The organism is Luteibacter sp. 329MFSha, assembly GCF_900111665.1.
Classification (GTDB): domain Bacteria; phylum Pseudomonadota; class Gammaproteobacteria; order Xanthomonadales; family Rhodanobacteraceae; genus Luteibacter.
On sequence record NZ_FOJE01000001.1, the window covers coordinates 111345 to 135205 of the forward strand.

The following is a 23861-nucleotide window of genomic DNA, read 5'->3' on the forward strand; positions in this document are numbered from 1 at the left end:
AGGATGACGTCGACGTACAAGGTGAAGCATGGCGGCATGGCCTGGGGCACGCGCCTCGCGGGCGCCGTGCTGTTGCTCGCGGGGCTGGGCCTCATCGCGTGGAACGAGCGCCGGGTGATGGATTACGCCGCCGCGATCCAGCGGCATGGTGCGCCGGTGCTCGATCTCGGTGCCGCCGGCCGACCGGCCGCCGGACAGTACGGCTCGCAGACGCGCGTCAGCGGCATGCCGCAGATCGTCGATGCGCCGCGGGATCCGGAATTCAACGTGCGCGCGGATTCCCCGATCCTGATCCGCCACGTCGAAATGTTCCAGTGGCGCGAGATCACCGTCGGCGGTGCCACGCATTACGAGCTGGACTGGGTCGATCGTCCGATCGATGCCTCGACGTTCGCCCGGCCGGCCGGCCACGTGAACCCGGGCGCTTTCCCCATCCAGGGCAGGCAGTTCGAGGCAGGCGAAGTGAAGCTCGGCAATTTCAGACTGTCGGAGAAGATTCTCCGCGCATTCCCTGGCCGTACCACCGTGGCGCCCGACGAAAAGAAGTTGCCGGCCAATCTGGCCGCGACGTTCCAGCGCGTGGACGATGCGCTGGTCACCAGCGCCAAACCCACGCATCCGCGACTGGGCGACCTGCGCGTCAGCTGGGAGGCTGTTCCCCTGCAGTCGATGACCGTGCTTGCCCGGATCGACGGCGACACGCTGATCCCCGCGCCCGCGAAGGAGGGCGACGCCGGATTCGACGTGCAGGTCGGCGAACGCAGCCTCCTGGAGGTGGTGCCGGCGCTTCCCGAGCCGCCGCAGGCCGTGCTTCCGCTGCGCATCATCGCCTTCGTGCTTTCGAGCGCAGGCGCGCTGCTGCTCGCGCTCACCGGCCGGATGCGACGCGACCCGTTGTTCGCCCTGGGTATCGGCGCGGTCGTCGTGTCGGCGGTCGCAGGCGTGATGTGGCTCGCCGGCGACGCCATGGCCGCCAGTGTCTGGCTTCTTTTCGCGGTACTCGGCGCAGGCCTCGCCATCTGGCGGGTGCAACAACGCACCGCGCAGGTTCACTGAGGGAGTCGTCCATGCGTATCACCGGATTGTATGCGGCATTGCTGGTGCTCATCACGCTGGGCCTGGCGGTTCGCGTCATGCTCCTGCGCAAACGAACCAGCATCGGCCTTGGCGACGGCGGCGACCGGACGGTGGCATGCGCGGTCCGCAGTCATGGCAATGCCATCGAGTACATCCCGCTGGCGCTGATCCTGCTGCTGATCCTCGAACTCAACCAGACCGTGCCGCTGCTGCTGCATGTCTTCGGTATCGCGCTCATCGTCGCGCGACTGCTGCACGCGTTCGGTCTGTCGCGCTTACCCGGGATCTCGGCGGGCCGCGCCATCGGCGCGGCACTGACCCTGTTGACCATGGTGGCGATGGCATTGCTGCTCGTCTGGCAATACCTGGTGATCCACGTGATCACCGCGTCCGGGGTCTGACCGCTCAGGCTTCCGCCGTCTGCGTGCCGTCCGCGAACGCGTAGACGTGGTCGGCCCAGCTGGCCGCCTCGACGTACACGGTGGCCATCTTGGCCACGTGTTCCTCGTCGAGCGTGGAGCCGTTCTCCAGTTCGCCCTGCTCCCAATGGCGGATCTGGTCGAGGATCGCGGCGAAGGGCCCGGTGCCGTCCAGGAGCGCTTCGCGGATCTCGATCGCCAGCGGCAGGTGTTCGAGCACGTAGGACATCGAGGCGTTCATCAGCGTGTCGAGCAGCGAGAACAGGCCGGCGGTGAACGCCATTTCCTGGAGCTCGGGCTTGATCGCACGCGCGAGTTTCTCGCACATGTGCGCGCGGATGAGGGCGAGGCGGAGCAGTTCGGGCGGACGTTCGTCCATGCCCGAGACGGCCATGGTGAAGATCCAGTTGCGCATGCGGTTGACGCCGAAGAACACGGCCGCCTGTTCCACGGACTTGAGCTGGCGGGGCAGGGCGAAATACGCGGAGTTGACGCAGCCGAGCAGCTTGTAGCTGAGGATCGCGTCGTCGCGGATGATCTTGCCCAGCTCGACGGGACCGTTGTCGGGATCCTGCAGCGCACCCATGAGACGCAGCACGCCCAGCTTGCTCGGCGTGAGGCGCGGCATGTCCACGCGTTCCGGACGCAGCAGGTACTTGCCCTGGAATCCGTCGACGTCCTGGTCGGCGTAGTCGACGAAGGTCTCGTGCGTGTCGATGCCGGTCACGATCACCTTCACGCCGAACGCGTGGACGTAATCCATGTGCGCGCGGGCCGCGACGGGATGGCGGTGATCCACCGCGATCTTGGCGAACTGGACGATGCGCAGCAGCGCGTCGACGCCGGCGCGGTGTTCGGGATCGGCGGGGAGGTTGAAGTCCTCGAGCATGAACAGGCAGCCGTGCCCCTTCAGCTCGCGCAGCTTCGCCAGCAGCTGTTCGTCGAGACCGACGTCGGCGCTGATGCTGGCGCCGAGACGCGCGTTGTGGCGGAGGATGTCCGCGTGCTCCATGAGCAGGTCGCGGGACATGTGCAGGAACGCGCGGTTGTCTCGGACCAGGCGCTTGAGGCTGCCGTCGGCGATGGCGCTCAGCGTGGCCTGGGTATGCGCGAGCGAGGCGGCGTCGATGTCGCTGCCGACCGGGCGCGGAAAGAGCAGTTCGTAGGCGAACAGCGACTGCTTCTTGTCGAGGATGGGAATGCGGACGATCGGAAGGATGCCGTCGTCGTTCACCGCTGTCGGCTGGGGAGTTGCTGCCATTGCTTCCTTCTTGCGCCGTCTTGGGTGAGCTTGATTGTCGCTGTTCTGTCGGGATCAGACCTGTGCAAGCGTCGCGGAACGGAGGTTTATCTTCGCCTCTCCGTTGCGGCCGTAAGTCGATCCACCGGGCGAATCGCCCGATATCAGGGCCAGTGCCTGGCGCACGTGACCGATTCGCTGGCCGACGATGCGGCCGTTGGTTTCGTTGAGCTGCCTGCATTCGCGAAGGCGCTCGAACACGACGACCCAGCGCGCGTCGGCGAGGCTGTCGAGACTGGCCGCCTCGCTGAGCTGGCGGCGCTCGACGTCGAGCGATTCGATGCGGTCGAGCAGCTCGCCCTTCGCGCGGGTCGCGGCGTCGAGCGCCTGCGGATCCGTGGCGTCGAGCGCGAGGCGTTCTTCGATGAGGCAGGCGTGCAGGGCGTCGATGTCACGCGCCAGGTCGCCCATCACGGCGACCAGCGCGGCATCGAAATCGGCGCCGTGCGCTGCGCTCATGCCTTGCCGCTACCCATCTGGCCTTCCAGCGCGAGAAACTTGCTGGCGATGGCCTGGGCGTCGGGCTTGTACGTGCCGTCGGCGAGGCGGGCGCGGATTTCGTCCACGCGCTTCGTGTCGATGCCTTCGCCGCGGCTGGCGGCGTCTAGCGCCTTGGCCGAATCGGTGATGCTGACGCTGTCGTCGGTCGGACGAACCGTGGCGGCGCCCTGCGCCGAACCGGCGGAACCGGTCGCGGGATTCTGGGTGCGCAGCTGCACCTGCGGCTGGGGAGCCTGGATGCCGGGTTTGATCGTCGTCGTCATGGGTGTTTCCCTCGGAGCTTGTGTTCCGTCAGACCCTTTAACGGCAGCCTGTCGGCGAACTTTAACCGGCCCGGGGCCGGGGAATGTGACCGTGTCGCTGTTTCGTTCAGGGCAGTACCGCGACCACCCCGGGTCCGCTGACCACGGCGTCGAGCACCTTGCCCGACGACGCGTTGCGGACCTTGAGTCGTGCGCCCGCGTCGCCGGCGCCCATCGCGACGCCCTCGGCACGGATGGTGACGCCGTCGACGGTGGCTTCCATGCTCACCGCGTCGCCGATACGCACGGCCTGGCGTCCGGCCAGCATGCCGGGGGTCAGGACGGTGCCCGCGTTCAGCGGCCGGGCAAGTGCGCGGCCGCCGACCTGGTCGAGGCTGGCGATGTAGCCATAGGCGAGGCTGGCGACGTCGCGCTCCTCGCTATGCACGTCGGCCGCGCCCGGACCGTCGCCCCGCGCCAGCGGGCGGCTGGTGACCAGCACGCTCGCGAACATCTGCACCTTGACCGGCACGCGGACGGTCCAGCCGCCGGGCACCGGGCAGCGCACGACGACACTGGCACGCGCGCCCAGCGGGCGGTTGCCCGGCAGCGACGCCTGCAAGGGGGCGGCGCAATCCGTCAGGCGCAGGCGGCTGTCGAGCGGACCGGCTTCCGCGGTCATGCGGGCACCGGGAAGATTGCGGTTCGCCTGCAGCCAGTCCACCGCCAGCGCGCGCACGGCGTCCAGCGACTGCGTGGCCGCCGCGGGAAGCGGGCAGGCGAGCAGCGCGGGAAGCACGACGCCGGCGGCGAGGAGACGGTGGATCACGCCGCGCGCTCCGCGAGCGAGGCGGAGAGGCCCTGGGCGATGGCGTCGAGTTCGCGCGTCAGGCCCGGGAGCATGTGGCTGGCGTCGACGTGACGCCCTTCGCCGAGCGTGATCGCGTACTGCGAGGCAAGTACCGAGAAGCGCTCGCCGGCGGCCCGGACGCCATCGGCCGTGCCGTCCGGGCGCAACGCGCGCAGCTGGTCGATGCAGCGCATCAGCGGCGTGGTATCGAGCCAGCGACGATCGAGGCCCGACGGATCGCGCGAGGCGAGCTCGAGCGCGTAGCGCAGGCCCTGGCTCGCTTCGCGGATCATCTGGCTGAGGCTTGCGGCGTCGAGATTGCCTTCCGTTTCCAGGCGGGCGAGGCCGAGCCGGTGCGCGAGCACCGCGGCGCGCGCGGCGGCGTCGGCCTGACGGCGTGCCTCGTTGGTGACACGGCCCAGCGAGGCCTGCGTCGACTGGATGGTGGCGACACGGCCCGTGAGGGCGGACATGCCTTCGCGGGCGGCGTCGAGGCTGCCACGGGCGCCGCGGACCGCGTCGTCGACGCGCCCCAGTGAGGCCTGCATGCCCGCGATGCCCGCCTGGGACTGGTCGAGGCGGCGAAGGCTGGTCTGGACCGCGTCGTCCAGGTGACCGGCGAATTCGCCGACCGCCTGCGTGACCTGGTCGATCTCCGCGGTGGCCTGCGTGGTCTTCTCGGCCAGCTGCTTGACCTCGTCGGCCACGACCGCGAACCCACGGCCGGCCTCGCCGGCGCGGGCCGCCTCGATCGCGGCGTTCAGCGCGACGAGGTTGGTCTGGTGCGCGATGTCCTGCACCGTGGCCGTCAGCTTGCGGATGGCCGTGAAGTATTCGGAGAACTGCGCGTGGTTGCGGCTCATGCCCGACAGGGCGCTCCGCAGAAGACGCAGCTGGCCGTCGAGTTCGGCCGAGGTCGCCTGACCCTGGCCGCCGGCGTCGGCCATGCCGGCCACGCCCGCGTGGGCCTGGTCGATGGCCGTCGAAATCCTGGCGCCGGCTTCCGTCAAACGACCGGCGGTATCGCGGGCGCCCTCGACGGCCGTGCCGAGTTCCTGCAGCGTCGCGCCGAGCGCCTGCGCGTTCGTCAGGACCATCCCCTGCTGCTCGATCGCCTGGATGGTGGTCGCGGCGACGGTGCGCGGTTCCGCGGGCTTGAGCAGCGCGCCGAGCGCGCTGGCGGCCGCCGGGTACTGGGCGGACAGCGCACGAACGCGCGCGGCGTCGCCGCTGGCGGCCGCGTGGGCGATGAGACGGACGTGCTGGCTCCAGAGGAGGGTCATGGCTTCGCTTTCGCTTGTTTTAGTGGTCGCCCCAATAGATCGTCAGGGGGCGTGACATCTTGAGCCATGCAATCCACATGCCACGGCCCGGCTACAGAAACGCGCCGGCTGGCCGATACGGTTCGCGACACCATCCGCAGACGCCGCGCAGCCATGGCCCGACCGCTCCTCGACACCGTCGAAACCTTCACCCGCCTGGCCGGGCACAACCGCGTGGCGATGCTGCTGTTCCGCCTGGGCGACGGCCAGGCCTTCGGCATCAACGTCTTCAAGGTGCGCGAAGTGCTGCGCCGGCCGCGGCTGGAGCGCATGCCGAGCATGCACGCGCTGGTCGCGGGCAGCTTCGACTACCGCGGCAACACCATTCCCGTGATCGACCTCGCGGCCGCCATGGGCTACCCCCCGCTCGCCGCGGTGGACACGGCGCACCTGATCGTGACCGAGTTCAATCGCTCGGTGCAGGGCTTTTTGGTGTCCGACGTGGACCGCATCGTGCACGTCGACGGCGCCAACATGACGGCGCCGCCCGCCGCGCTGGGTTACGGCGCCCGCGTCAATGCCGTCACGCGACTCGATGGCGACCTCCTCGCCGTGGTCGACGTGGAGCAGGTGCTGGCGAGCGTCGATCCCCAGGCGGTCGAGCTCTCGGACCGCATCCAGCAGGCCGCCGTGGTCCAACACGCGCGCAATCGTCGGGTGCTGGTGGTCGACGATTCCCTCGTGGCACGCACGCAGCTGGTCGACCTGTTCCGCAAGATGGACCTCGAGTGCGTGGTGGCGAAGGACGGCCGTGAAGGCCTGGACGTGCTCGGCACCCTGGCCATGGGTCCGGTCGACGAGCGCGTGGCGCTGGTCGTGTCCGACATCGAAATGCCCCTGATGGACGGCTACGCCCTCACGCGCGCCATCCGCGACGACGCGCAGCTGCGTCATCTGAAGGTCCTGCTGCACAGCTCTCTGAGCGGGGTGTTCAACGAGGCGATGGTCGACCGCGTCGGCGCCGACCGCTTCATCGCCAAGTTCCAGCCGGACATCCTGGCGACGACCGTCCTCGAACTGCTCCCGGCCTGATCGCCGGGCGACGGATCACCGTCGTCACAGCGCGTACGGCGCGTCGGAATTCCGGCGCCAGACGGTTCGACCCCGCTCCCTGATCCCCGAGAACGGCGCCACGGCGCCGTTTTTCGTGGCCGTCGCATGCATGGCACGCGACTTGCTCCTGCCTCTTCGCCAAGGTCACGAGGGGGCAGGACCCATGCTCGACAAACCCGATTCGCTGTTCGGCGTCCACGCGCAGGCCCTGGGCCTGTGGCAGCGCCGTGCCGAGGTGATCTCCTCGAACCTCGCCAACGCCGATACGCCGGGCTTCCTGGCCCGCGACCTCGACTTCCGCAAGGTGATGGCCGCCGCGACCGGCGCCGTGGAAGGCAATGCCTTGCCCATGACCGCGACCTCGTCGGGGCACATCGGCGGCAATCCCGCGGTGGCCCTCGCCGACGCCGACCGCATGGCCTACCGGGTCGAGACCCAGCCCACCATGGACGGCAACACCGTCGACACGCAGGTCGAGCAGGCGCAGTTCGCGGCCAACGCGATCCACTACCAGGCCTCGCTCGGCTTCATCAACGGCCAGATCCACACCATGCGTCTTGCGATCACGGGGAGCAGCTCATGAGCCTGATCAAGATCTTCGACGTCGCCGGCTCCGGCATGGCCGCGCAGTCCGCGCGCCTGAACACCACCGCCAGCAACATGGCCAACGCCGACAGCGTCGCCAGCAGCGAGGCGGCCGCCTACCACGCGAAGCAGCCGCTGTTCTCCGCGGTGCAGCAGCAGGTCAACGGCCAGATGGAGAACGCGGGCGTGCGCACGATGGGGGTGACGGAAAGCCAGGCGCCCATCCAGTCGCGCTTCGAGCCCTCCAATCCGCTCGCGGACGAAAGCGGCTACGTCTATTCAAGCAACGTCAACCCGGTCGACGAGCTGGTCAACATGATCTCCGCGTCGCGCTCCTACCAGAACAACGTCGAAGTCATGAACAGCGCCAAGCAGCTCATGCAGAAGACGCTCGACCTCGGCAAGTAAGGACCAACCCATGGCAGTCGATTCCATCGGCAGTGGCAGCGCGGCGGCCTCGTCGTCCAGCCAGCTCCAGCAGCAGACCCTAAGCCAGTCGGATTTCCTCAAGCTCATCGTCACTCAGATGACCAACCAGGATCCCACCAAGCCGATGGACGCCACCCAGACGGTCGCCCAGCTGGCGCAGTTCTCGCAGGTGGCCGCGACGCAGCAGCTCCAGCAGTCGTTCGACTCGCTGGCGAGCAACCTCAGCGGCGACCAGTTCGTGCGCGCGGCGTCGCTCGTCGGCACCGAGGTGCTGGTGCCGTCGAAGGCGGCGAAGCTGACGGACGGCACGCTCGGCGGCGCCGTGAACGTCGGCAACTCCGGCACGTACGTCAACGTGCAGATCAAGGACCAGGCGGGCAACGTCGTCCGCACGATGTCGCTCGGCCAGCCGGACGCCGGCCTGGTCAAGTTCACCTGGGACGGCAAGTCCGACGACGGCACGCAGCTCGCCGACGGCGTCTACCAGCTTTCCGCGACTTCCGGCGGAACCGCGATCGACACGTTCGTTCGCGGCAAGGTGGAAGGCGTCGGTGCTTCGGGCACCGACGGCACGTACCTGCAGGTGGCCGGCTACGGCGGCGCCCTGCTCAGTCAGATCGCGCAAATCCTGTAAGTACAGCGAGGAATCCACCATGCCTTTCGATATCGCCCTCAGCGGCATCAACGCGGCGTCCGCCGACCTCGAGGTCACCGCGAACAACATCGCCAACGTCAACACCGTCGGCTTCAAGGGCTCGCGCGCCGAGTTCTCGCAGGTCTACTCGGTGGCGGGACAGAACCTGTCGGCCAACGCGGCCGGTAGCGGTGTCCGCCTGACGAACATCGCCCAGCAGTTCAGCGACGGCAACAACACCCAGACCGGCAACTCGTACGATTTCGCGCTCAGCGGCGCGGGCTTCTTCACGATCCGCGACGGTTCCGGCTACTCGTACACGCGAGCGGGCAACTTCCATCCGGACGACAAGGGCAACATCGTCACGGCCACGGGCCAGTACGTGCAGGCGTATCCGCCGACCGCATCCGGCGGCTTCGACATGAGCTCGCTCACCGACCTGAAGATCACCACCGGCACGAGCCCCGCGAAGGCCAGCTCGACCGTCTCGCTGATCGCGAACCTGTCGTCGAGCGCCACGGCGCCGACCGGCGGCGCGTTCGATCCGACGAACGACAAGACCTACAACTACCTATCCACGTTCCAGGCCTACGATTCGCTGGGCGCGTCGCACACCACCAACGTGTACTACGTGAAGGACGCGACCAACCCGAACACGTGGAACGCGTACATGACCGTCGACGGCACGCAGGTCGGCGGCGCGCAGCCCATCGCGTTCACCAGCGGCGGCGCGATCACCACGCCGGTCGGCGGCAAGCTCAACTTCGGCGCGGCGTCCCCGAATCCGGGCGCGGCCCCGATCGACCTGACGATCGACGTGAACAAGGTCACGCAGTTCGGCGACACCTTCGCCACGACCGCCGCCCCGACCGACGGTTACGCCGCCGGCAAGTTCTCGAAGATCGACGTGGCGAAGGACGGCACCGTCTCGGCCATCTATTCGAACGGCGTGACCACGCCGCTGGGCCAGGTCGCCATCGCGACGTTCGCCAACAACCAGGGCCTGCGCCAGCTCAACGACACCAACTGGGTGCCGTCCTCGGAGTCGGGCCAGCCGATCCGTGGCGTGGCGAACTCGGGCGACGTCGGCACGGTGGTCGCAGGCTCGCTGGAGTCGTCCAACACGGCGGACCTCACGGCCCAGCTGGTCAACATGATCAAGGCGCAGCGCAACTACCAGGCGAACGCGCAGGTGATCTCGACCGACGACAAGCTGACCCAGACGATCATCAACATCCGCAACTAAGCGTGACGGCGGTACGCGGCACAGGCCGCGTACCGCCCATCAGACAGGGATCCCGCCATGGACCGCTCCGTATATGTCGCGATGACCGGCGCCACGCAGATCATGCGGGCGCAGGCCGAAGTGGCGCACAATCTCGCCAACGCCAACACCACCGGATTCAAGGCGGAGCTGTCCGCGTTCCAGAGCGTGCCGGTGCAGGGCGATGGCCTGCAGACGCGCATCAACGGCGTGGCGCAGGGCACGGGCTGGGACACCACGCAGGGTACTCAGACGCAGACCGGCAACGACCTCGACGTATCCGTGCAGGGCAACGGCTGGATCGCCGTGCAGACGGCGAACGGCACCGAAGGCTACACGCGCGCCGGCAACCTGCGGATCGACGACCAGGGACTCCTGACCGACGCGCGCGGCAACGCGGTGCTCGGCGGCGGCGGTCCCATCACCATCCCGCAGGCCTCCAGCGTGAAGATCGGCTCGGATGGAACGATCTCTATCGTGCCGCTGGGCGAATCGCCCGCGACGGTCGCCACGACCGACCGGATCAAGCTCGTCAACCCGGGCAACGATCAGCTGAGCCTCGGATCGGACGGGCTGATGCACATGAAGGACGGCAGCCAGGCCCAGGCCGACGCCGACGTGAAAGTGGTCTCCGGCGCCATCGAAGCCAGCAACGTGAACCCTTCCGACGTGCTCGTGAAGATGATTTCGCTCTCCCGCGAATTCGAAATGCAGGTTCGCTCGATCAAGACGGCCGACGAAAACGCCCAGTCGGCATCGAAATTGCTACAGGTGGGGTAACCACCGCCGCCGCGACGGAAACCCGTCGCCGGCACGTCAAGCGCGCACGCGCAGGAGTCAACGATGTTCACGTCCCTCTGGATCGCCAAGACCGGCCTCGATGCGCAGCAGACGCGCATGGACGTCGTGTCGAACAACCTGGCCAACACGAACACCACCGCGTTCAAGCGCTCGCGCGCGGAGTTCGAAGACCTCGCCTACCAGAACCGCGGCCAGGCTGGCGCGCAGACGACGGAACAGACGCAATCGCCGACGGGCCTCATGATCGGCACCGGCGTGCGCGTGGTCGGCACGCAGAAGATGTTCGAGCAGGGCGGCGTGCAGCAGTCGGACAACCCCCTCGACGTCCGCATCGACGGCCGTGGCTTCTTGCAGGTGACGATGCCGGACGGTACCGTCGGCTACACGCGCGACGGCGGCCTCAAGCGCGACCAGGACGGCCAGATCGTGACCAACGACGGCTATCCGATCGAGCCGGCGATCACGATTCCCGCCAACGCGTCGACGATCAGCATCGGCAAGGATGGCACCGTCAGCGTGACGACGGCCGGCAGCGCGGCCTCGCAGCAGATCGGCACCATCCAGCTGGCCGACTTCGTCAACCCCGCGGGTCTCGAGCCGCGCGGCGACAACCTCTATCTCGAAACCGCCGCCAGCGGCGCCCCGCAGACGGGTACGGCCGGGCTCAATGGCCTGGGCACGATCCAGCAGAACTCCCTCGAAACGTCGAACGTCAACGTGGTCGAGGAGATGGTGAACATGATCGAGACGCAGCGCGCCTACGAGATGAATTCGAAAGCGATCTCCGCTGCGGACCAGATGCTCCAGTTCATCTCCAACAAGACCTGAGACACGTCATGAACCGCTTCTTCGTCCGCCTTCTCGCCGCCGCGCTGCCGCTCGCCACGCTCGCGGGCTGTGCGATCGTGCCGCCCACGCCGAAGCCGATGTACACGGCGACGCTTCCCGAGGAACCCGCCGCGCAGCCGCGTGCCACCGGGTCCATCTATGCCGACCAGCAGTCGATGGAGCTGTTCGCCGACCCGCGCGCGCACCGCATCGGCGACATCCTGACGATCGCGCTGGTCGAATCGACGCAGGCCAGCAAGAAGGCCGCGACCAGCACCAGCAAGAAGAACGGCAACAACATCGCATCGCCCACGATTCTCGGGCAGGGTCTGCGCATCGGCGGCAAGAGCGCCGACAGCGCGCTGTCCAGCAACAACGCGTTCGACGGCGACGGCGCGTCGAGCCAGAGCAACCAGCTGACCGGCGAGATCACCGTGACGGTGGCGCAGCGCCTGTCCAACGGCGCGCTCGTGGTGCGCGGCGAGAAGTGGCTCACGATCAACCAGGGCGAGGAGCTCGTGCGCATCTCGGGCATCGTCCGTCCGCAGGACATCGGCAACGACAACATCGTCGCGTCGAGCCGCGTCGCCGACGCCCGCATCGAATACGTGGGCAAGGGCACGCTCGCCGATTCGAACACGCGCGGCTGGCTGTCGCGCTTCTTCGACTCCAAGTGGATGCCGTTCTGATGAGCGCCATGCATCGCTTCCGCGCCATCGTGCGCACCGCCGCGGCCGTGCTCGCGCTCGGCGCCATCGTACCGGCGCACGCCGACCGCATCCGCGATCTCGTGCAGGTTGGCGGCGTCCGCAGCAACCAGCTGATCGGCTACGGCCTCGTGGTCGGCCTCGACGGCAGCGGCGACCAGACCAGCCAGGCACCCTTCACGACGCAGAGCCTGGAGAACATGCTCCAGCAGTTCGGCGTCAACGTGCCGGCCAACGTCCGCCCGCAGCTGAAGAACGCCGCGGCCGTGACCATCACGGCCGAGCTTCCGCCGTTCGCCAAGCCCGGTCAGCGCATCGACGTCACCGTGGCCTCGATCGGCAACGCCAAGAGCATCCGCGGTGGCGAACTGCTCATGTCGCCCCTCAAGGGCGCCGATGGACAGGTCTACGCCATCGCCCAGGGCAGCGTCGTCGTCGGCGGCGTCAGCGCGCAGGGCAAGAGCGGCTCCAGCGTCCAGGTGAACATCTCCGCCAGCGGCCGCATTCCCGGTGGCGCGAGCATCGAGCGCAGCGTCGCCACGTCCTTCGACAAGGGCGGCGACCTGATGCTGAACCTCAACACGGCCGATTTCACCACCGCGGCGCGCATCGCGCAGGCCGTGAACCAGAACTTCGGCGCCGGAACGGCGAACGCCCTGGACTCCGGCTCGGTCGCTGTGCGCGCACCGATGGACCCGTCGCAGCGCGTGTCCTGGCTGTCGACCATCCAGGCCCTGGAGGTCACGCCCGGCGACGCGCCGGCGCGCATCATCGTCAACTCGCGCACGGGCACGGTGGTCATCGGTTCCGACGTCAAGGTCGGCGCGGCCGCGGTCGCCCACGGCGCGATCCAGGTCACGATCAGCGAGCAGCCGCAGGTCAGCCAGCCGGCGCCGTTCAGTCGCGGCCAGACGGCGGTGGTCCCGAGCAGCCAGGTCGCCGTGAGCGAAGAGGGCGGCCACATGTTCAAGTTCGGCCCGGGCACCAGCCTCGACGCCATCGTGCGCGCGGTCAACCAGGTCGGGGCGTCGCCGAGCGACCTCATCTCCATCCTGCAGGCGCTCAAGGAATCCGGTGCCCTGCACGCCGAACTCGTGGTGATCTGACATGGCGATCACGGTCGACAACCAGAGGCTCGGTACCTACACGGACATGTCCGCGTTCGCCGGCCTGCGCTCGGCCGCGCAGACGGATTCGAAGACGGCCCTCCCGGTCGTCGCGAAGCAATTCGAATCGATCTTCACCCAGATGATGCTGAAGTCCATGCGCGACGCGAGCGCGGCCATGGGCGACGACATCATGGGCTCGCAGGCCGGCACGGCCTACCGCGACATGTTCGACCACCAGCTCTCGCTGACGTTGTCGCAGGGCAAGGGCATCGGTATCGCCGACATGCTCATCCGCCAGCTCGGCGGCGCCGCGCCGTCGACCGGCGGGTCCGCCGACCTCTTTGCCGGCGTCACCGGCGACGCCAGCACGGCGGCCGCGGTGTCGTCGCCGTCGGACCAGGAAAGCGGCCTGATGAACTCGCTCGAGCGCATGATCGGTCGCGCCGGGCGCGCCGTCGGCGAGGGCGCCAACGCGGTCGCCAACGCGGTGGGCAAGATGACCAGCCCCGACGATTTCGTCCAGAAGCTCGCGCCGCACGCGATCGAGGCGGCGAAGAAGCTCGGCGTCTCCGTGCGCGCGCTCCTCGCGCAGGCGGCGCTCGAGACCGGCTGGGGTAAGCACATGCCCGCCCAGGGCGGCACCACCAGCTTCAACATGTTCGGCATCAAGGCGGGCAGCAGCTGGGACGGCAAGCGCGTCAACGTGCCGACGCTGGAGTACGAAGACGGCGTGGCGGTGCGCAGGAAGGACAGCTTCCGCGCGTACGACTCGCCGTCCGAATCCTTCCAGGATTACGCCGACATGGTTTCGAGCAGTCCCCGCTACGCGGCGGCCGTGGGGCGCGGCGACGATGTGGCCGGTTTCGCGCACGCGCTCGTCAAGGGCGGCTACGCGACCGATCCCAGCTACGCCAAGAAGCTCACCGATATCGCCAACGGTCCCGTCATGAAGCAGGCGCTCGCGGCGCTGGAACGCTTCGCCGAAGACCTCTGACGGAACGCAAGGTAAAGGATAACGACGATGGCCGATCTGCTCTCCACCGGAATTTCGGGCCTGCTTGCCTCGCAAGTCGGCCTGTCGACCGTCGGGCACAACATCAGCAACGTCAACACCGCGGGATACACGCGGCAGACGACGACCTTCAACGCCCGGGCGCCGCAGTTCAGCGGCGGCTACTACATCGGACAAGGCGCCGACGCGACCAGCGTCCAGCGCGCTTACAGCCAGTTCCTGACGCAAGCCGTCTGGTCGGCCAGTTCCGGGCAGAGCAGGGCGGTCCAGTACGCCGGTTTCACGGCCGCGGCGAACAATGCCGTCAGCGGTTCGGCCAACCTGCAGACGGCGCTCGATGGCTTCTTCGGCGCGGTCAGCGACGTCGCGAATGCGCCCATCGACACGGCGAGCCGCCAGGCCCTGATCGGCAAGGCGAACACGCTGGTGGCCACGTTCCGCTCGCTGTCGTCGCAGTTCCAGCAGATCGACAAGCAGACCAACCAGCAGATCAGCACGTCCGTCGACTCCATCAACAGCCTCGCCAAGAGCATCGCGGACCTCAACGGCCAGATCCAGCGCGCGTCCGTCGGCGGTGCGGCGCCGAACGACCTTCTCGACGCGCGCGATCAGGCGATTTCGCAGCTCTCGCAGATCGTCGGCGTCAACGTCAGCGATGCCGGCAACAACATGGTCACCGTCTCGGTAGGAAACGGCCTGCCGCTCGTGAACGGCACGGCGTCCACCCAGCTCTCCACCGCCAATAATCCGTACGATTCGTCCCGCCTCGAAGTGGTCGGCCCGAGCGGTTCGATCATCAGCAGCCAGCTCGGTTCGGGCTCGCTGGGCGCAACGTTCGATTTCCGCACGAACGTGCTCGATCCGGCACGGAACCAGCTCGGACGCGCGGCGATCGCGATGACGGACGCGTTCAACAAGCAGCACGCGCAGGGCATCGACCTCAATGGCGACGCCGGCGGCAAGTTCTTCGACATCGCCGATCCGGCGGTGCTCAACAACAGCAACAACAAGGGCAATGCGCAGGTCACGGCCACCGTCACCGACGTGGGCAAGCTCGGCGCCTCCGATTACATCGTGCGCTACGACGGTGCCAAGTGGGTGGTGTCGACCACCGCGGGCGTCACGGTGCCTTCCACGGGTACCGGCGCGGCCGGCGACCCGATCCTCATCGACGGCCTCGCGATCACCGTGCCCTCCGGTACCCCGCAGGCCGGCGACAGCGTGCAGATCCAGCCCACGCGCAACGCGGCCTCCACGATCAGCGTGGTCGTGTCCGATACCAACAAGATCGCGGCCTCCGGTCCCCTGGCGGCCACCAAGGCATCGACCAATACGGGCAAGGGCGTCCCAGGCAAGCTGACGGTGACGGACGTCGCGGATCCGAACTTCAGGACGCCCGTCGATATCGTCTTCGAATCGCCCACCACCTATCGGGTCAACGGCGGACCGCTACAGAACTACACGGACGGCGACACGATCACCGGAAACGGCTGGACGCTAAAGCTGTCGGGTGTTCCTGCCGCTAACGACACGTTCTCCGTGAAGCCGGCGGGTTCGGCCAGCGGCGACAACGGGAACGCGCTCGCGCTGGCGGACGTCGCCAACAAGGGCGTGCTGGACAACGGCGTCACGACGGTGGGCAAGTCCTACAGCCAGCTGATCGCCCAGGTGGGCACGGCAGGCGCGCAGGCCAACACCGCGCTCGACGCGCAACAGAGCATCCTCGACCAGGCCATGGCATCGCAGCAGAGCCTTTCCGGCGTCAACCTGGACGAAGAGGCCTCCAACCTGCTTCGTTTCCAGCAGGCGTACGCGGCGTCGGCGCAGGTGATCAACGCGGCCAACACCATTTTCGATTCCCTCCTGAGCGCGGTACGAGGCTGACGATGCGCATTTCCACGTCCTGGGGCCAGCAGCAGGCGGTCAACACGATGCTCGATCGCCAGTACCAGCTGTCGCAGACGCAGCTGGCCCTCGGCAACGGCAAGGCCATCCAGTCGCCCTCCGACAACCCCGCCGCCGCCGCGCGCGCGGTGGATACCAGTTCCGCCGCCGCGCAGAACGACCAGTACACGCGCAACATCCAGTCCGCGACGTCGCGCCTGTCGACCGAGGAGCAGGCACTGAACTCCGCGGGCGACATCCTCGATCGCATCCGCTCCATCACGCTCGAGGGCATGAACGGCACGCAGACCAACGAGTCGCGTCAGTCCATCGCCACCGAGCTGCGCCAGACGCTCAAGCAACTCGTGGCCCTCGCCAACACCCGCGACGGGCAGGGCGAGTACATTTTCGCCGGCAGCCGGACCAGCACGCAGCCCTTCACGATCGACGACCTCAGCGTCAGCTATGGCGGCGACCAGAACCAGCGCATGGTCGCCGCAGCGGCCGGCATGCAGGTGGCGACGGGCGACAGCGGTTCGGACGTCTTCATGCAGATCCGTGGCGGCAACGGCACCTTCATCACGTCGGCGGGCGCGGCCAATACCGGTACCGCGGTGGTGGGCGCGACATCGGTGACTGACGCTTCCGCATGGGATGGCGGCAAGTATTCGATCACGTTCACGTCGCCGACCACGTACGAAGTGCGCGATGCGACCGATCCGACGCTGCCGCCCGTCTCCACCGGCACTTATACCGGTGAAACCGGCACCATCAACTTCAAGGGTACGCAGCTCAACCTCACGGGCACGCCCGCGACGGGCGATACGTTCGCCGTCGCGCCGTCGTCGTCGCAGGACGTCTTTTCGACGGTGGCCGGCATCATCGCCGCGTTCGAGACGCCGGGTGGTGGCGCCCCGATGAACAACCAGATCAACGCGCAGCTGCAGAACCTGGATCAGGCCGCGACGAGTTTTCTCGACACGCGCACGAAGATCGGCGCGCGCATGAACACGCTCGATCAGCAGACGCAGATCGGCGCGGACGTCGGCCTGCAGTACGCCAGCACGCTGTCGAACCTCACCGAGCTCGATTACGCCAGTGCGTCGAGCAAGTTCGCGCAGCAGCAGACGGCACTCAACGCCGCGCAGCAGGCCTTCGTGAAGATGCAGGGCCTCACGCTGTTCAATTACCTCAAATAAGAACGTCGAGACGCGCGGCGACGTGCTTGAGGCGGCCTTGGGGCCGCCTTTTTTTATGGGCGCCGGACAGGCCTCGACCTTGCCGTATTGCGGCATTGCATTCCTTGAAAAAAGGCCTAAACCCCTCGCCGGGTGTGCCGATAAATAACCCTGACAGCGGCCGGCACGGGCTCTCGGGGCGGGCGCTGATCGAAAAGTGGTTGACAGGTAGAAAAAGTCCTCAAGTTTCTCCCCGGCGTGCCGTAAACCTCTCTGAGGCGGAAGGCTTTCCTAACGGAACCCCGCCGGACTACGCCGCACATCAATCCGGCATTTCGGTTCCGCTTACCAAGGATCAATCCCATGGCTCTGACCATCAACACCAACATCATGTCGCTGAATGCTCAGCGTAACCTGAGCACCTCGCAGACGAAGCTGTCCTCCGCGATCGCGCGCCTGTCGTCGGGCAACCGCATCAACAGCGCGAAGGACGACGCCGCCGGCCTCGCGATCTCGACCCGCTTCACCACGCAGATCAACGGTCTGAACCGCGCCGTCCAGAACGCCAACGACGGTATCTCGCTGTCGCAGACGACCGAGTCGGCCCTCGACGAAGTCACGAACAACCTGCAGCGCATCCGCGAGCTGGCCGTGCAGTCGACCAACGCCTCCAACTCGCCGAGCGACCGCGAAGCGCTGGACGCCGAAGTGCAGCAGCGTCTGTCGGAAGTGACGCGTATCGCCACGCAGACGAACTTCAACGGCATGAAGGTGCTGGACGGTTCCGCCAAGGAACTCAGCTTCCAGGTCGGTGCCAACGTCGGTGAAGTCATCACCGTCGGCCTCGACAAGGGCATGAAGGCGAACCAGGTCGGCCAGCTGGCCACCGATTCCATCGACCTGAGTGGCAAGCTCGGCACGACCGTGACGACCGCCCAGACCACCGACTGGACCACCGCGAACGCAAGCACCAAGGGCGTCGTCACGTACGGCAGCAAGTCGGTCGACTGGGGTGACTACACGGGCGCGACGCAGGCCGACGCCATCACCTTCTTGAAGAGTCAGCTGGGCAGCGACTTCACCGTCGCCGCCAACGCCACGACGGCGACGTCGATCGACGTTACGGATAACTCCGTGGGCAAGACGCTCGACGCGGGCGACCTGACCTTCTCGATCGGTGGCGGTACGTCGTTCGACATCACCGGTACGTTCAAGAACGCGCAGGACGTAGCCGACGCCATCAATAGCCACTCCAGCGAGGGCGTAACGGCATACGTGGGCACGGACGGCAAGCTGAACGTCGCCTCGGCCAAGTCGATCGCCGTTTCGGGCACCGAGCAAGCCAACCTGGGCTTCGCCGCCACCAGCGCGGTTGGCACCACGAAGACCCTTGCCGACTCCAGCATCAAGACGGTCGACGGCGCCAACGACACGATCAACCGCATCGATGCCGCCCTCCAGTCGATCTCGAGCCTCCGCTCGGACCTCGGCGCGGTGCAGAACCGCTTCGAGTCCACGATCTCGAACCTGCAGAACATCTCGCAGAACCTGACGGCTTCGAAGTCGGCCATCACCGACGCCGACTTCGCCCAGGAAACGGCGAACATGTCCTCGGCTCAGATCCTGCAGCAGGCCGGCGTCTCGGTCCTCGCCCAGGCGAACCAGAGCCAGCAGATCGTCCAGAAGCTCCTCCAGTAACAGGGAAGGGCTCACCGGACCCCGAGGAGATTTCCCGAGGTTTGGCAGGGTAATTGCTTAGTTGTCACGGCTGGCTCTCGAAAGGGGGCCAGCCGTCGACAAATTGGCGCCCAGGGCAGTGAGGCGTCTTCCAGGAGAGCTTCATGGCCACCAGTCCCGTCAACATCGGTTCCAGCTCGATCGACGTCGCGTCGATCGTCACGAACCTCGTCGCGAACAAGCGCAAGGCGCAGGACGCGAAATACGCCGCGGACTCGCAGGCGAACACCACCCAGATTTCGGCCGTCGGGAATTTCTCCTCGTCGCTGACGAGCCTGCAGAGCGCCATCAAGGCGCTGACCGACGGCACGGCGTTCAAGACGCAGAAAGTCAGCGTGGGCGACAGCAAGGCGCTCACCGCTACGGTCGACTCGACCGCGCAGCCCAATACCTACAAGATCAAGGTCGACCAGCTGGCGACCTCGCAGAAGATCATGTCGCCGGCGTTCGGGGGCAGCAAGGCCGCGATCGGCACGGGCAACATCACGATCGCGATCGGCGACAAGTCGATGAGTCTCGATGTCGCTTCCGGCGCCAACACCCTCGAGAACGTGCGCGACGCCATCAACAAGGCGAAGGATAATCCTGGCGTCACCGCGAGCATCGTCACTGGTGCGGATGGCGCCCATCTGGTGCTGACGTCCGTCTCGACGGGTGCCGCCAACGCCTTTACGGTCACCACCAGCGGGGGTGACGGCAATCTGGCGCAGCTGGATTTCGACCCCGCCACGGGAACGCCGCAAACGGCCGCCCAGGATGCCGTTTTCTACGTCGACGACGTCAAGGCCACGAGTGCATCCAACACGGCGACGTCCGCGATCGACGGCGTCACATTGACGCTGACGGGCACGACCACCGCGGATGCCCCGACCACGCTCGTCATTACCAATGATCCCGGCGCCGTGACGACTGGTCTGAATTCGCTCGTCACAGCCTATAACTCGTTCATCGCGACCTACAAGCAGCTCACGAAGTACGACCAGACCAACCAGCAGGTCGGCGCCCTGATCGGCGACGCCACGGTCAACTCGATCAAGAGCCAGGTCGCGACGCTGCTGGGCTCGCAGTTCGCGGGCAATTCGTCGGGGCCGCGTTCGCTGAGCGACCTGGGCGTGGCTTTCCAGACCGACGGCACGCTCAAACTCGACACCAACAAGCTCACGAAGGTGATGGCGAACAACCCCAAGGAGGCGCAGAACCTTCTGAGCGGCGACAACGGCATCGCACCGAAGCTGGACAAGCTGATCGCGGGATGGACGGCTTCGAACGGCATCCTCACCCAGCGCACGGCCAATCTGCAGAACAAGGCCAAGGACATCAAGGAGGCGATGGAGGCCTTCGACGTGCAGATGGACGACTACTCGAAGCGCCTGACCAAACAGTACAGCGCGCTCGACGCGATGATGACCAAGCTGGCCGGGACCAGCAGCTACCTCCAGCAGCAGTTCGACGCGCTGACGGCCAGCAAGTAACGCACGACTCCAGGACACGCAGACATGGCACTCGGATATTCCCAGGGCGCAGGCGCCTACCAGCAGATCCGCACCCAGGGCGGCCTCGAAACCGCCGATCCGCACGGTCTCGTCACCATGCTCATGGACGGTGCGCTCGAGCGCATTCGCCTCGCGCAGGCGTGCATCGCCACGGGCAACGTCGCCTCCAAGGGCGAGGCGATATCCAAGGCGATCGAGATCGTCGGCGCACTCCAGGCGGGCCTGAACCACGAGGTGGAGACGCCGCTGGTCGGTCAGCTGGATGGCCTGTACGACTACCTGAGCCGCCGTCTCCTGCACGCCAACCTGCACAACGACACCGAGGCCCTCGACGAGGTCACCCGCCTGCTTGGGCAGGTACGTGACAGCTGGGTCGCGATTCCCGTCGATGCGCGCCAGGTGGCCGGAGCCGGCGCATGACCGACGTCTGGTGCGACCTGCCGCGGGCCCTGGCTCTGACCGAGTCGATGCACGCCGCGGCCAGCGATTCGCGCTGGGACGACCTGGTCGAGCTCGAGGCCGAGCGCGACCCCGTGCTCCGCACCGGAACCATGCGGCCGGCGCCCGAAACGCTGGAGTCGCTCAAGTCGATCATGCTCCTCGACGGCCTGATCAAGGACCTCGTCGCCGTGGCCCGCGACGAAGCGGCGATCGCCTGGGAAGCGTCGCGTCGCGTCCGTCGCGCCGTGGCCGCGTATAGTTCGTTCTGACCGCAATCTCTCGGCAGGGGGCAGGGCGCATGAGTGACGACGGCTGGAAGGCATTTTCTGATCGGGTGGCTTGGGATGCCGCCTTCCACGCGACCGTCGAAAGCGTCGCGAGACCCGACGGAGCGGTCCTCGCCCTGATCAACGACCGGAACGCCAGCGTGCTGGTCGCGGTGTCGGCGCTGATGGACCGGCGCAGCGACACCGCCGAGGACGACAGCCCGCTGACCCAGGAAGTGGCCCGGCTCGACGCCAAGCTCAACGTTCTGATGGAGATCGTGAACCGGCTGCTGCTCCCGCAGGCGGGCCTGCCTTCGCGTCTGAACCTGCGCTTCAACGCCATCGGCGCGGTCCTGCCCTGGGCCGGCCTTCCGCCAGTCGGTCAGCCGGTATTGCTCAAGATCCATTTCGACGTCTGCCGGGCGCTGCCGCTCGAACTGCCGGGCGTGCGCACCCCCGGCCCCACGGACGGGAAGGGGTTCATCGTCTTCGAAGGGCTGACGGAGGCCGTCCGCGACGGCATCGAGCGCCTGGTTTTCCGCCAGCACCGGCGCCAGGTGGCCGAAGCGCGTGCACATTCCCGGCCAGTCGAAAGCTCTTCCGAAGGCATGTGACCTTTTACGTCACGTGACGTAGAAACGTCGCGTGGCGCCCCGCGTCACATTCGTGACGCCTGTCGTCACGCTTGACGCTTCGTACCTTCACGGCGGGCTCCACTCACGGCCGGTAGGGACCGGCCGCGACGCCTTTCCGCCGCGCCGCGACGTAAATTTCCGCCTTCGCGCGGCGGAATTCCGCCGTTGGCACGCTCCTTGATTGATACCTTGCAACGAAGCCGACGGGATTCCATCGCGGAACCCGCCAGGCACTTCGATCACACGCATGAAGCGAGGTATCCCAGGTGAAGTCTTCCCACTTTCTTGTCGTCGAATCCGACGCCACGCGCGCCGAAACCATCGTCTCGGCGCTGGCCTTCCTGGGCTACCGTCCCGTCGTCGCCGGCCGCATGCCGGTCGGTGAAGTCGCCGAGAGCTGGCGGGGGGTCTATGTCGGCACGGTCGAAGACGAGAACGAGCTGGAAGCGCACCTCGCGTCGCTCGGTCGCGGCGGCCGCAACGTTCCCATGCTGGTCGCGGCGGATTCACCGCTGGCCACCTCGCTGATCGCGGACGACACCCGCAGCAGCAACGTCGAACTGATCGACATGCCGCTGCGCTACGAGCGCCTGTCGGAAGCGCTGCGCAGCCTGCAGTCGCGGATCGAGCCGCCGGCGTCCAGCCGCCGCTTCGTTGGCCAGTCGGGTCCGATGCAGCGCGTGAACGCGCTGATCCGCCAGGTCGCGCCGTTCGATTCCAGTGTGCTCGTGCTGGGCGAATCGGGTAGCGGCAAGGAACTCGTCGCGCGCACCATCCACGATTGCTCGCCGCGTCGCGACAAGCCGTTCGTCGCGATCAACTGCGGCGCGATTCCGGCCGAACTGCTCGAGAGCGAACTGTTCGGCCATGAGAAGGGTGCGTTCACCGGCGCCATCAGCACCCGCAAGGGACGCTTCGAGATGGCCGAGGGCGGCACGCTGTTCCTCGACGAGATCGGCGACATGAGCCTGCCGATGCAGGTGAAGCTGCTGCGTGTGCTGCAGGAACGTGTCTTCGAGCGCGTGGGTGGCAACCGTCCGCAGCGCTGCGACGTGCGCATCATCGCCGCCACGCACCGCGATCTCGAAGGCGCCATCGAGCGCGGCAGCTTCCGCGAGGATCTCTTCTACCGCCTGAGCGTCTTCCCGCTCGAGATGCCGCCGCTGCGCCAGCGCCTTGAAGACCTTCCCGCCCTCGTGTCCGAATTCAACCACCGCCTCGTCCAGCGCGGCCTGTCCTCGGTGCGCTTCTCGCCGAGCGCCGTGGGCGCGCTGTGCCGTTATTCGTGGCCGGGCAACGTCCGCGAGCTGTCCAACCTCGTGGAGCGCATGGCGATCCTTATGCCGCACGGCGAAGTGCGTGCCGCCGACCTGCCGGAAAAATACCGCGGCGCGCTGCCGGTGGAAGAGGTCTCCGGCGCCGCACTGATCGCCATGATGGAGGCCGAGCCGGAAGTCACGGAGTCCTTCGCCTTCATCGGCGAGGGCGATCCCTCGGTCCTTCCCCAGGGCGGTCTCGATCTGAAGGATCACCTCGCCGGCATCGAGATCGGTCTCATTCGTCAGGCGCTCAACTCCGCCAATGGCGTCGTGGCCCACGCGGCGAAGCTGCTGCGCGTCCAGCGCACGACGCTGGTCGAGAAGCTGCGCAAGTACGGCCTGTCCGAGACCGTCCAGGCGGGCTAATGGCGCGTCGGTTGGCACAGGTCGTGCATCGTGTGTCGTAAACCCGATGCAAGCGTTGGAAAACCGTCATGACCACGATCGACGTCAACAGCCTCCTGCTCCAGATGCGTCGCATCAGCGCGCAGACCGAGATGCCCGCGATCCGGGGCGTCGGCGAAACGGTGGCGGCCGAGAAGGGTGCCTTCGGCGACCTCCTGAAGCAGTCGATCGAAGGCGTCTCGCAACAGCAGGGCAAGGCGAAGGACATGGCGATGGCGTTCGAGCGCGGCGATCCCGGCATCGATCTCGCGCAGGTGATGATCCAGGGCCAGAAAGCCGACCTCTCGTTCCGCGCCCTCACCGAGGTGCGCAACAAGATGGTCGATGCGTACAAAGAAATCATGAACATGTCGATCTGATCGACGTTGAT

26 protein-coding genes are annotated in these 23861 nt (G+C 67.1%); 21 read left to right on the plus strand and 5 right to left on the minus strand.

Annotated elements, in window-relative coordinates; translation table 11 throughout:
- Positions 1 to 3 precede the first annotated feature (3 nt).
- Both BMW54_RS00505 and BMW54_RS00510 read left to right on the plus strand, forming a co-directional pair.
- Entirely contained in the window at positions 4 to 1056 is a 1053-nt protein-coding gene (locus tag BMW54_RS00505; protein ID WP_254778965.1) for a TMEM43 family protein, read from the plus strand.
- Positions 1057 to 1067: 11 nt separating this feature from the next.
- Positions 1068 to 1478: an MAPEG family protein gene (locus tag BMW54_RS00510; RefSeq protein ID WP_090052057.1), complete on the plus strand. Its 411-nt coding sequence runs from the start codon at positions 1068 to 1070 to the stop codon at positions 1476 to 1478.
- Between the two features lie 4 nt (positions 1479 to 1482).
- Here the strand turns inward: BMW54_RS00510 and BMW54_RS00515 are convergent, their stop codons facing one another.
- The 5 genes from BMW54_RS00515 to BMW54_RS18890 form a co-directional block, all read right to left on the minus strand.
- Positions 1483 to 2757, minus strand: coding sequence for an EAL and HDOD domain-containing protein (locus BMW54_RS00515; RefSeq protein WP_090052058.1), 1275 nt, complete (start codon positions 2755 to 2757; stop codon positions 1483 to 1485).
- Between the two features lie 54 nt (positions 2758 to 2811).
- A complete protein-coding gene (locus BMW54_RS00520; protein WP_090052059.1) occupies positions 2812 to 3255 on the minus strand; it encodes a flagella synthesis protein FlgN in 444 nt (147 codons plus the stop codon).
- Positions 3252 to 3560 carry a flagellar biosynthesis anti-sigma factor FlgM gene (gene flgM, locus BMW54_RS00525; RefSeq protein ID WP_090052061.1) on the minus strand — a complete coding sequence of 103 codons (309 nt, stop codon included), beginning with the start codon at positions 3558 to 3560 and terminating at the stop codon, positions 3252 to 3254. Before flgM ends, BMW54_RS00520 begins: the two co-directional genes overlap by 4 nt.
- Before the next feature lie 106 nt (positions 3561 to 3666).
- Positions 3667 to 4368, minus strand: a complete 702-nt coding sequence (gene flgA / locus BMW54_RS00530; RefSeq protein ID WP_217642579.1) for a flagellar basal body P-ring formation chaperone FlgA — start codon at positions 4366 to 4368, stop codon at positions 3667 to 3669.
- The gene (locus BMW54_RS18890) at positions 4365 to 5672 is read right to left on the minus strand and encodes a methyl-accepting chemotaxis protein (protein WP_090052063.1); all 1308 of its coding nucleotides are present in this window, start codon (positions 5670 to 5672) and stop codon (positions 4365 to 4367) included. Before BMW54_RS18890 ends, flgA begins: the two co-directional genes overlap by 4 nt.
- A gap of 153 nt (positions 5673 to 5825) precedes the next feature.
- Here BMW54_RS18890 and BMW54_RS00540 point away from each other — a divergent pair, with 153 nt between their 5' ends.
- From BMW54_RS00540 to fliE, 19 genes are all read left to right on the plus strand, one after another.
- The gene (locus tag BMW54_RS00540) at positions 5826 to 6743 is read left to right on the plus strand and encodes a chemotaxis protein (RefSeq protein WP_090052064.1); all 918 of its coding nucleotides are present in this window, start codon (positions 5826 to 5828) and stop codon (positions 6741 to 6743) included.
- A gap of 184 nt (positions 6744 to 6927) precedes the next feature.
- On the plus strand, positions 6928 to 7347 hold the full coding sequence (gene flgB, locus BMW54_RS00545) for a flagellar basal body rod protein FlgB (RefSeq protein WP_090052066.1): 420 nt from the start codon (positions 6928 to 6930) through the stop codon (positions 7345 to 7347).
- On the plus strand, positions 7344 to 7757 hold the full coding sequence (gene flgC / locus BMW54_RS00550; protein ID WP_090052067.1) for a flagellar basal body rod protein FlgC: 414 nt from the start codon (positions 7344 to 7346) through the stop codon (positions 7755 to 7757). The genes flgB and flgC overlap by 4 nt, the downstream gene beginning before the upstream one ends.
- Positions 7758 to 7767: 10 nt before the next feature.
- Positions 7768 to 8412, plus strand: coding sequence for a flagellar hook assembly protein FlgD (locus BMW54_RS00555; RefSeq protein WP_090052069.1), 645 nt, complete (start codon positions 7768 to 7770; stop codon positions 8410 to 8412).
- A gap of 19 nt (positions 8413 to 8431) precedes the next feature.
- Complete coding sequence (gene flgE / locus BMW54_RS00560; protein ID WP_090052070.1) at positions 8432 to 9658, plus strand: flagellar hook protein FlgE; 1227 nt, start codon at positions 8432 to 8434, stop codon at positions 9656 to 9658.
- Between the two features lie 57 nt (positions 9659 to 9715).
- The gene (flgF, locus tag BMW54_RS00565; RefSeq protein ID WP_090052074.1) at positions 9716 to 10456 is read left to right on the plus strand and encodes a flagellar basal-body rod protein FlgF; all 741 of its coding nucleotides are present in this window, start codon (positions 9716 to 9718) and stop codon (positions 10454 to 10456) included.
- Between the two features lie 63 nt (positions 10457 to 10519).
- Entirely contained in the window at positions 10520 to 11305 is a 786-nt protein-coding gene (gene flgG, locus BMW54_RS00570; RefSeq protein WP_090052075.1) for a flagellar basal-body rod protein FlgG, read from the plus strand.
- Between the two features lie 8 nt (positions 11306 to 11313).
- Complete coding sequence (gene flgH / locus BMW54_RS00575) at positions 11314 to 11994, plus strand: flagellar basal body L-ring protein FlgH (protein ID WP_090052077.1); 681 nt, start codon at positions 11314 to 11316, stop codon at positions 11992 to 11994.
- An 8-nt stretch (positions 11995 to 12002) separates the two neighbouring features.
- Positions 12003 to 13118, plus strand: coding sequence for a flagellar basal body P-ring protein FlgI (locus BMW54_RS00580; protein WP_090055540.1), 1116 nt, complete (start codon positions 12003 to 12005; stop codon positions 13116 to 13118).
- A 1-nt stretch (position 13119) separates the two neighbouring features.
- Positions 13120 to 14115 (plus strand): flagellar assembly peptidoglycan hydrolase FlgJ, encoded by a 996-nt coding sequence (flgJ, locus tag BMW54_RS00585; protein ID WP_090052078.1) that lies wholly within the window; start codon positions 13120 to 13122, stop codon positions 14113 to 14115.
- A 27-nt stretch (positions 14116 to 14142) separates the two neighbouring features.
- Entirely contained in the window at positions 14143 to 16017 is a 1875-nt protein-coding gene (flgK, locus tag BMW54_RS00590) for a flagellar hook-associated protein FlgK (protein ID WP_090052080.1), read from the plus strand.
- Between the two features lie 2 nt (positions 16018 to 16019).
- The gene (gene flgL / locus BMW54_RS00595; RefSeq protein WP_090052081.1) at positions 16020 to 17216 is read left to right on the plus strand and encodes a flagellar hook-associated protein FlgL; all 1197 of its coding nucleotides are present in this window, start codon (positions 16020 to 16022) and stop codon (positions 17214 to 17216) included.
- A 342-nt stretch (positions 17217 to 17558) separates the two neighbouring features.
- Positions 17559 to 18893 carry a flagellin gene (locus BMW54_RS00600; protein ID WP_090052083.1) on the plus strand — a complete coding sequence of 445 codons (1335 nt, stop codon included), beginning with the start codon at positions 17559 to 17561 and terminating at the stop codon, positions 18891 to 18893.
- A 143-nt stretch (positions 18894 to 19036) separates the two neighbouring features.
- Positions 19037 to 20404, plus strand: coding sequence for a flagellar filament capping protein FliD (fliD, locus tag BMW54_RS00605; protein ID WP_090052084.1), 1368 nt, complete (start codon positions 19037 to 19039; stop codon positions 20402 to 20404).
- 24 nt (positions 20405 to 20428) lie between these two features.
- On the plus strand, positions 20429 to 20845 hold the full coding sequence (fliS, locus tag BMW54_RS00610; protein ID WP_090052086.1) for a flagellar export chaperone FliS: 417 nt from the start codon (positions 20429 to 20431) through the stop codon (positions 20843 to 20845).
- On the plus strand, positions 20842 to 21135 hold the full coding sequence (locus BMW54_RS00615) for a flagellar protein FliT (protein WP_090052088.1): 294 nt from the start codon (positions 20842 to 20844) through the stop codon (positions 21133 to 21135). The genes fliS and BMW54_RS00615 overlap by 4 nt, the downstream gene beginning before the upstream one ends.
- Positions 21136 to 21164: 29 nt before the next feature.
- Positions 21165 to 21746 (plus strand): PilZ domain-containing protein, encoded by a 582-nt coding sequence (locus tag BMW54_RS00620; RefSeq protein WP_090052090.1) that lies wholly within the window; start codon positions 21165 to 21167, stop codon positions 21744 to 21746.
- 287 nt (positions 21747 to 22033) lie between these two features.
- On the plus strand, positions 22034 to 23452 hold the full coding sequence (locus tag BMW54_RS00625; protein ID WP_090052092.1) for a sigma-54 dependent transcriptional regulator: 1419 nt from the start codon (positions 22034 to 22036) through the stop codon (positions 23450 to 23452).
- Positions 23453 to 23520: 68 nt separating this feature from the next.
- The gene (gene fliE, locus BMW54_RS00630) at positions 23521 to 23850 is read left to right on the plus strand and encodes a flagellar hook-basal body complex protein FliE (protein ID WP_090052094.1); all 330 of its coding nucleotides are present in this window, start codon (positions 23521 to 23523) and stop codon (positions 23848 to 23850) included.
- Positions 23851 to 23861: the final 11 nt, after the last annotated feature.

Coding starts and splice junctions, on each gene's coding strand:
- fliE (WP_090052094.1), top strand. CDS start 23,521: ATGACCACGATCGACGTCAACAGCCTCCTGCTCCAGATGCGTCGCATC.
- BMW54_RS00505 (WP_254778965.1), top strand. CDS start 4: ATGACGTCGACGTACAAGGTGAAGCATGGCGGCATGGCCTGGGGCACG.
- BMW54_RS18890 (WP_090052063.1), bottom strand. CDS start 5,672: ATGACCCTCCTCTGGAGCCAGCACGTCCGTCTCATCGCCCACGCGGCC.
- BMW54_RS00615 (WP_090052088.1), top strand. CDS start 20,842: ATGACCGACGTCTGGTGCGACCTGCCGCGGGCCCTGGCTCTGACCGAG.
- flgE (WP_090052070.1), top strand. CDS start 8,432: ATGCCTTTCGATATCGCCCTCAGCGGCATCAACGCGGCGTCCGCCGAC.
- BMW54_RS00515 (WP_090052058.1), bottom strand. CDS start 2,757: ATGGCAGCAACTCCCCAGCCGACAGCGGTGAACGACGACGGCATCCTT.
- BMW54_RS00600 (WP_090052083.1), top strand. CDS start 17,559: ATGGCTCTGACCATCAACACCAACATCATGTCGCTGAATGCTCAGCGT.
- flgC (WP_090052067.1), top strand. CDS start 7,344: ATGAGCCTGATCAAGATCTTCGACGTCGCCGGCTCCGGCATGGCCGCG.
- BMW54_RS00510 (WP_090052057.1), top strand. CDS start 1,068: ATGCGTATCACCGGATTGTATGCGGCATTGCTGGTGCTCATCACGCTG.
- BMW54_RS00580 (WP_090055540.1), top strand. CDS start 12,003: ATGCATCGCTTCCGCGCCATCGTGCGCACCGCCGCGGCCGTGCTCGCG.
- BMW54_RS00620 (WP_090052090.1), top strand. CDS start 21,165: ATGAGTGACGACGGCTGGAAGGCATTTTCTGATCGGGTGGCTTGGGAT.
- BMW54_RS00555 (WP_090052069.1), top strand. CDS start 7,768: ATGGCAGTCGATTCCATCGGCAGTGGCAGCGCGGCGGCCTCGTCGTCC.
- BMW54_RS00520 (WP_090052059.1), bottom strand. CDS start 3,255: ATGAGCGCAGCGCACGGCGCCGATTTCGATGCCGCGCTGGTCGCCGTG.
- flgJ (WP_090052078.1), top strand. CDS start 13,120: ATGGCGATCACGGTCGACAACCAGAGGCTCGGTACCTACACGGACATG.
- fliS (WP_090052086.1), top strand. CDS start 20,429: ATGGCACTCGGATATTCCCAGGGCGCAGGCGCCTACCAGCAGATCCGC.
- BMW54_RS00540 (WP_090052064.1), top strand. CDS start 5,826: ATGGCCCGACCGCTCCTCGACACCGTCGAAACCTTCACCCGCCTGGCC.
- flgG (WP_090052075.1), top strand. CDS start 10,520: ATGTTCACGTCCCTCTGGATCGCCAAGACCGGCCTCGATGCGCAGCAG.
- flgB (WP_090052066.1), top strand. CDS start 6,928: ATGCTCGACAAACCCGATTCGCTGTTCGGCGTCCACGCGCAGGCCCTG.
- flgF (WP_090052074.1), top strand. CDS start 9,716: ATGGACCGCTCCGTATATGTCGCGATGACCGGCGCCACGCAGATCATG.
- flgL (WP_090052081.1), top strand. CDS start 16,020: ATGCGCATTTCCACGTCCTGGGGCCAGCAGCAGGCGGTCAACACGATG.
- fliD (WP_090052084.1), top strand. CDS start 19,037: ATGGCCACCAGTCCCGTCAACATCGGTTCCAGCTCGATCGACGTCGCG.
- flgK (WP_090052080.1), top strand. CDS start 14,143: ATGGCCGATCTGCTCTCCACCGGAATTTCGGGCCTGCTTGCCTCGCAA.
- flgM (WP_090052061.1), bottom strand. CDS start 3,560: ATGACGACGACGATCAAACCCGGCATCCAGGCTCCCCAGCCGCAGGTG.
- flgH (WP_090052077.1), top strand. CDS start 11,314: ATGAACCGCTTCTTCGTCCGCCTTCTCGCCGCCGCGCTGCCGCTCGCC.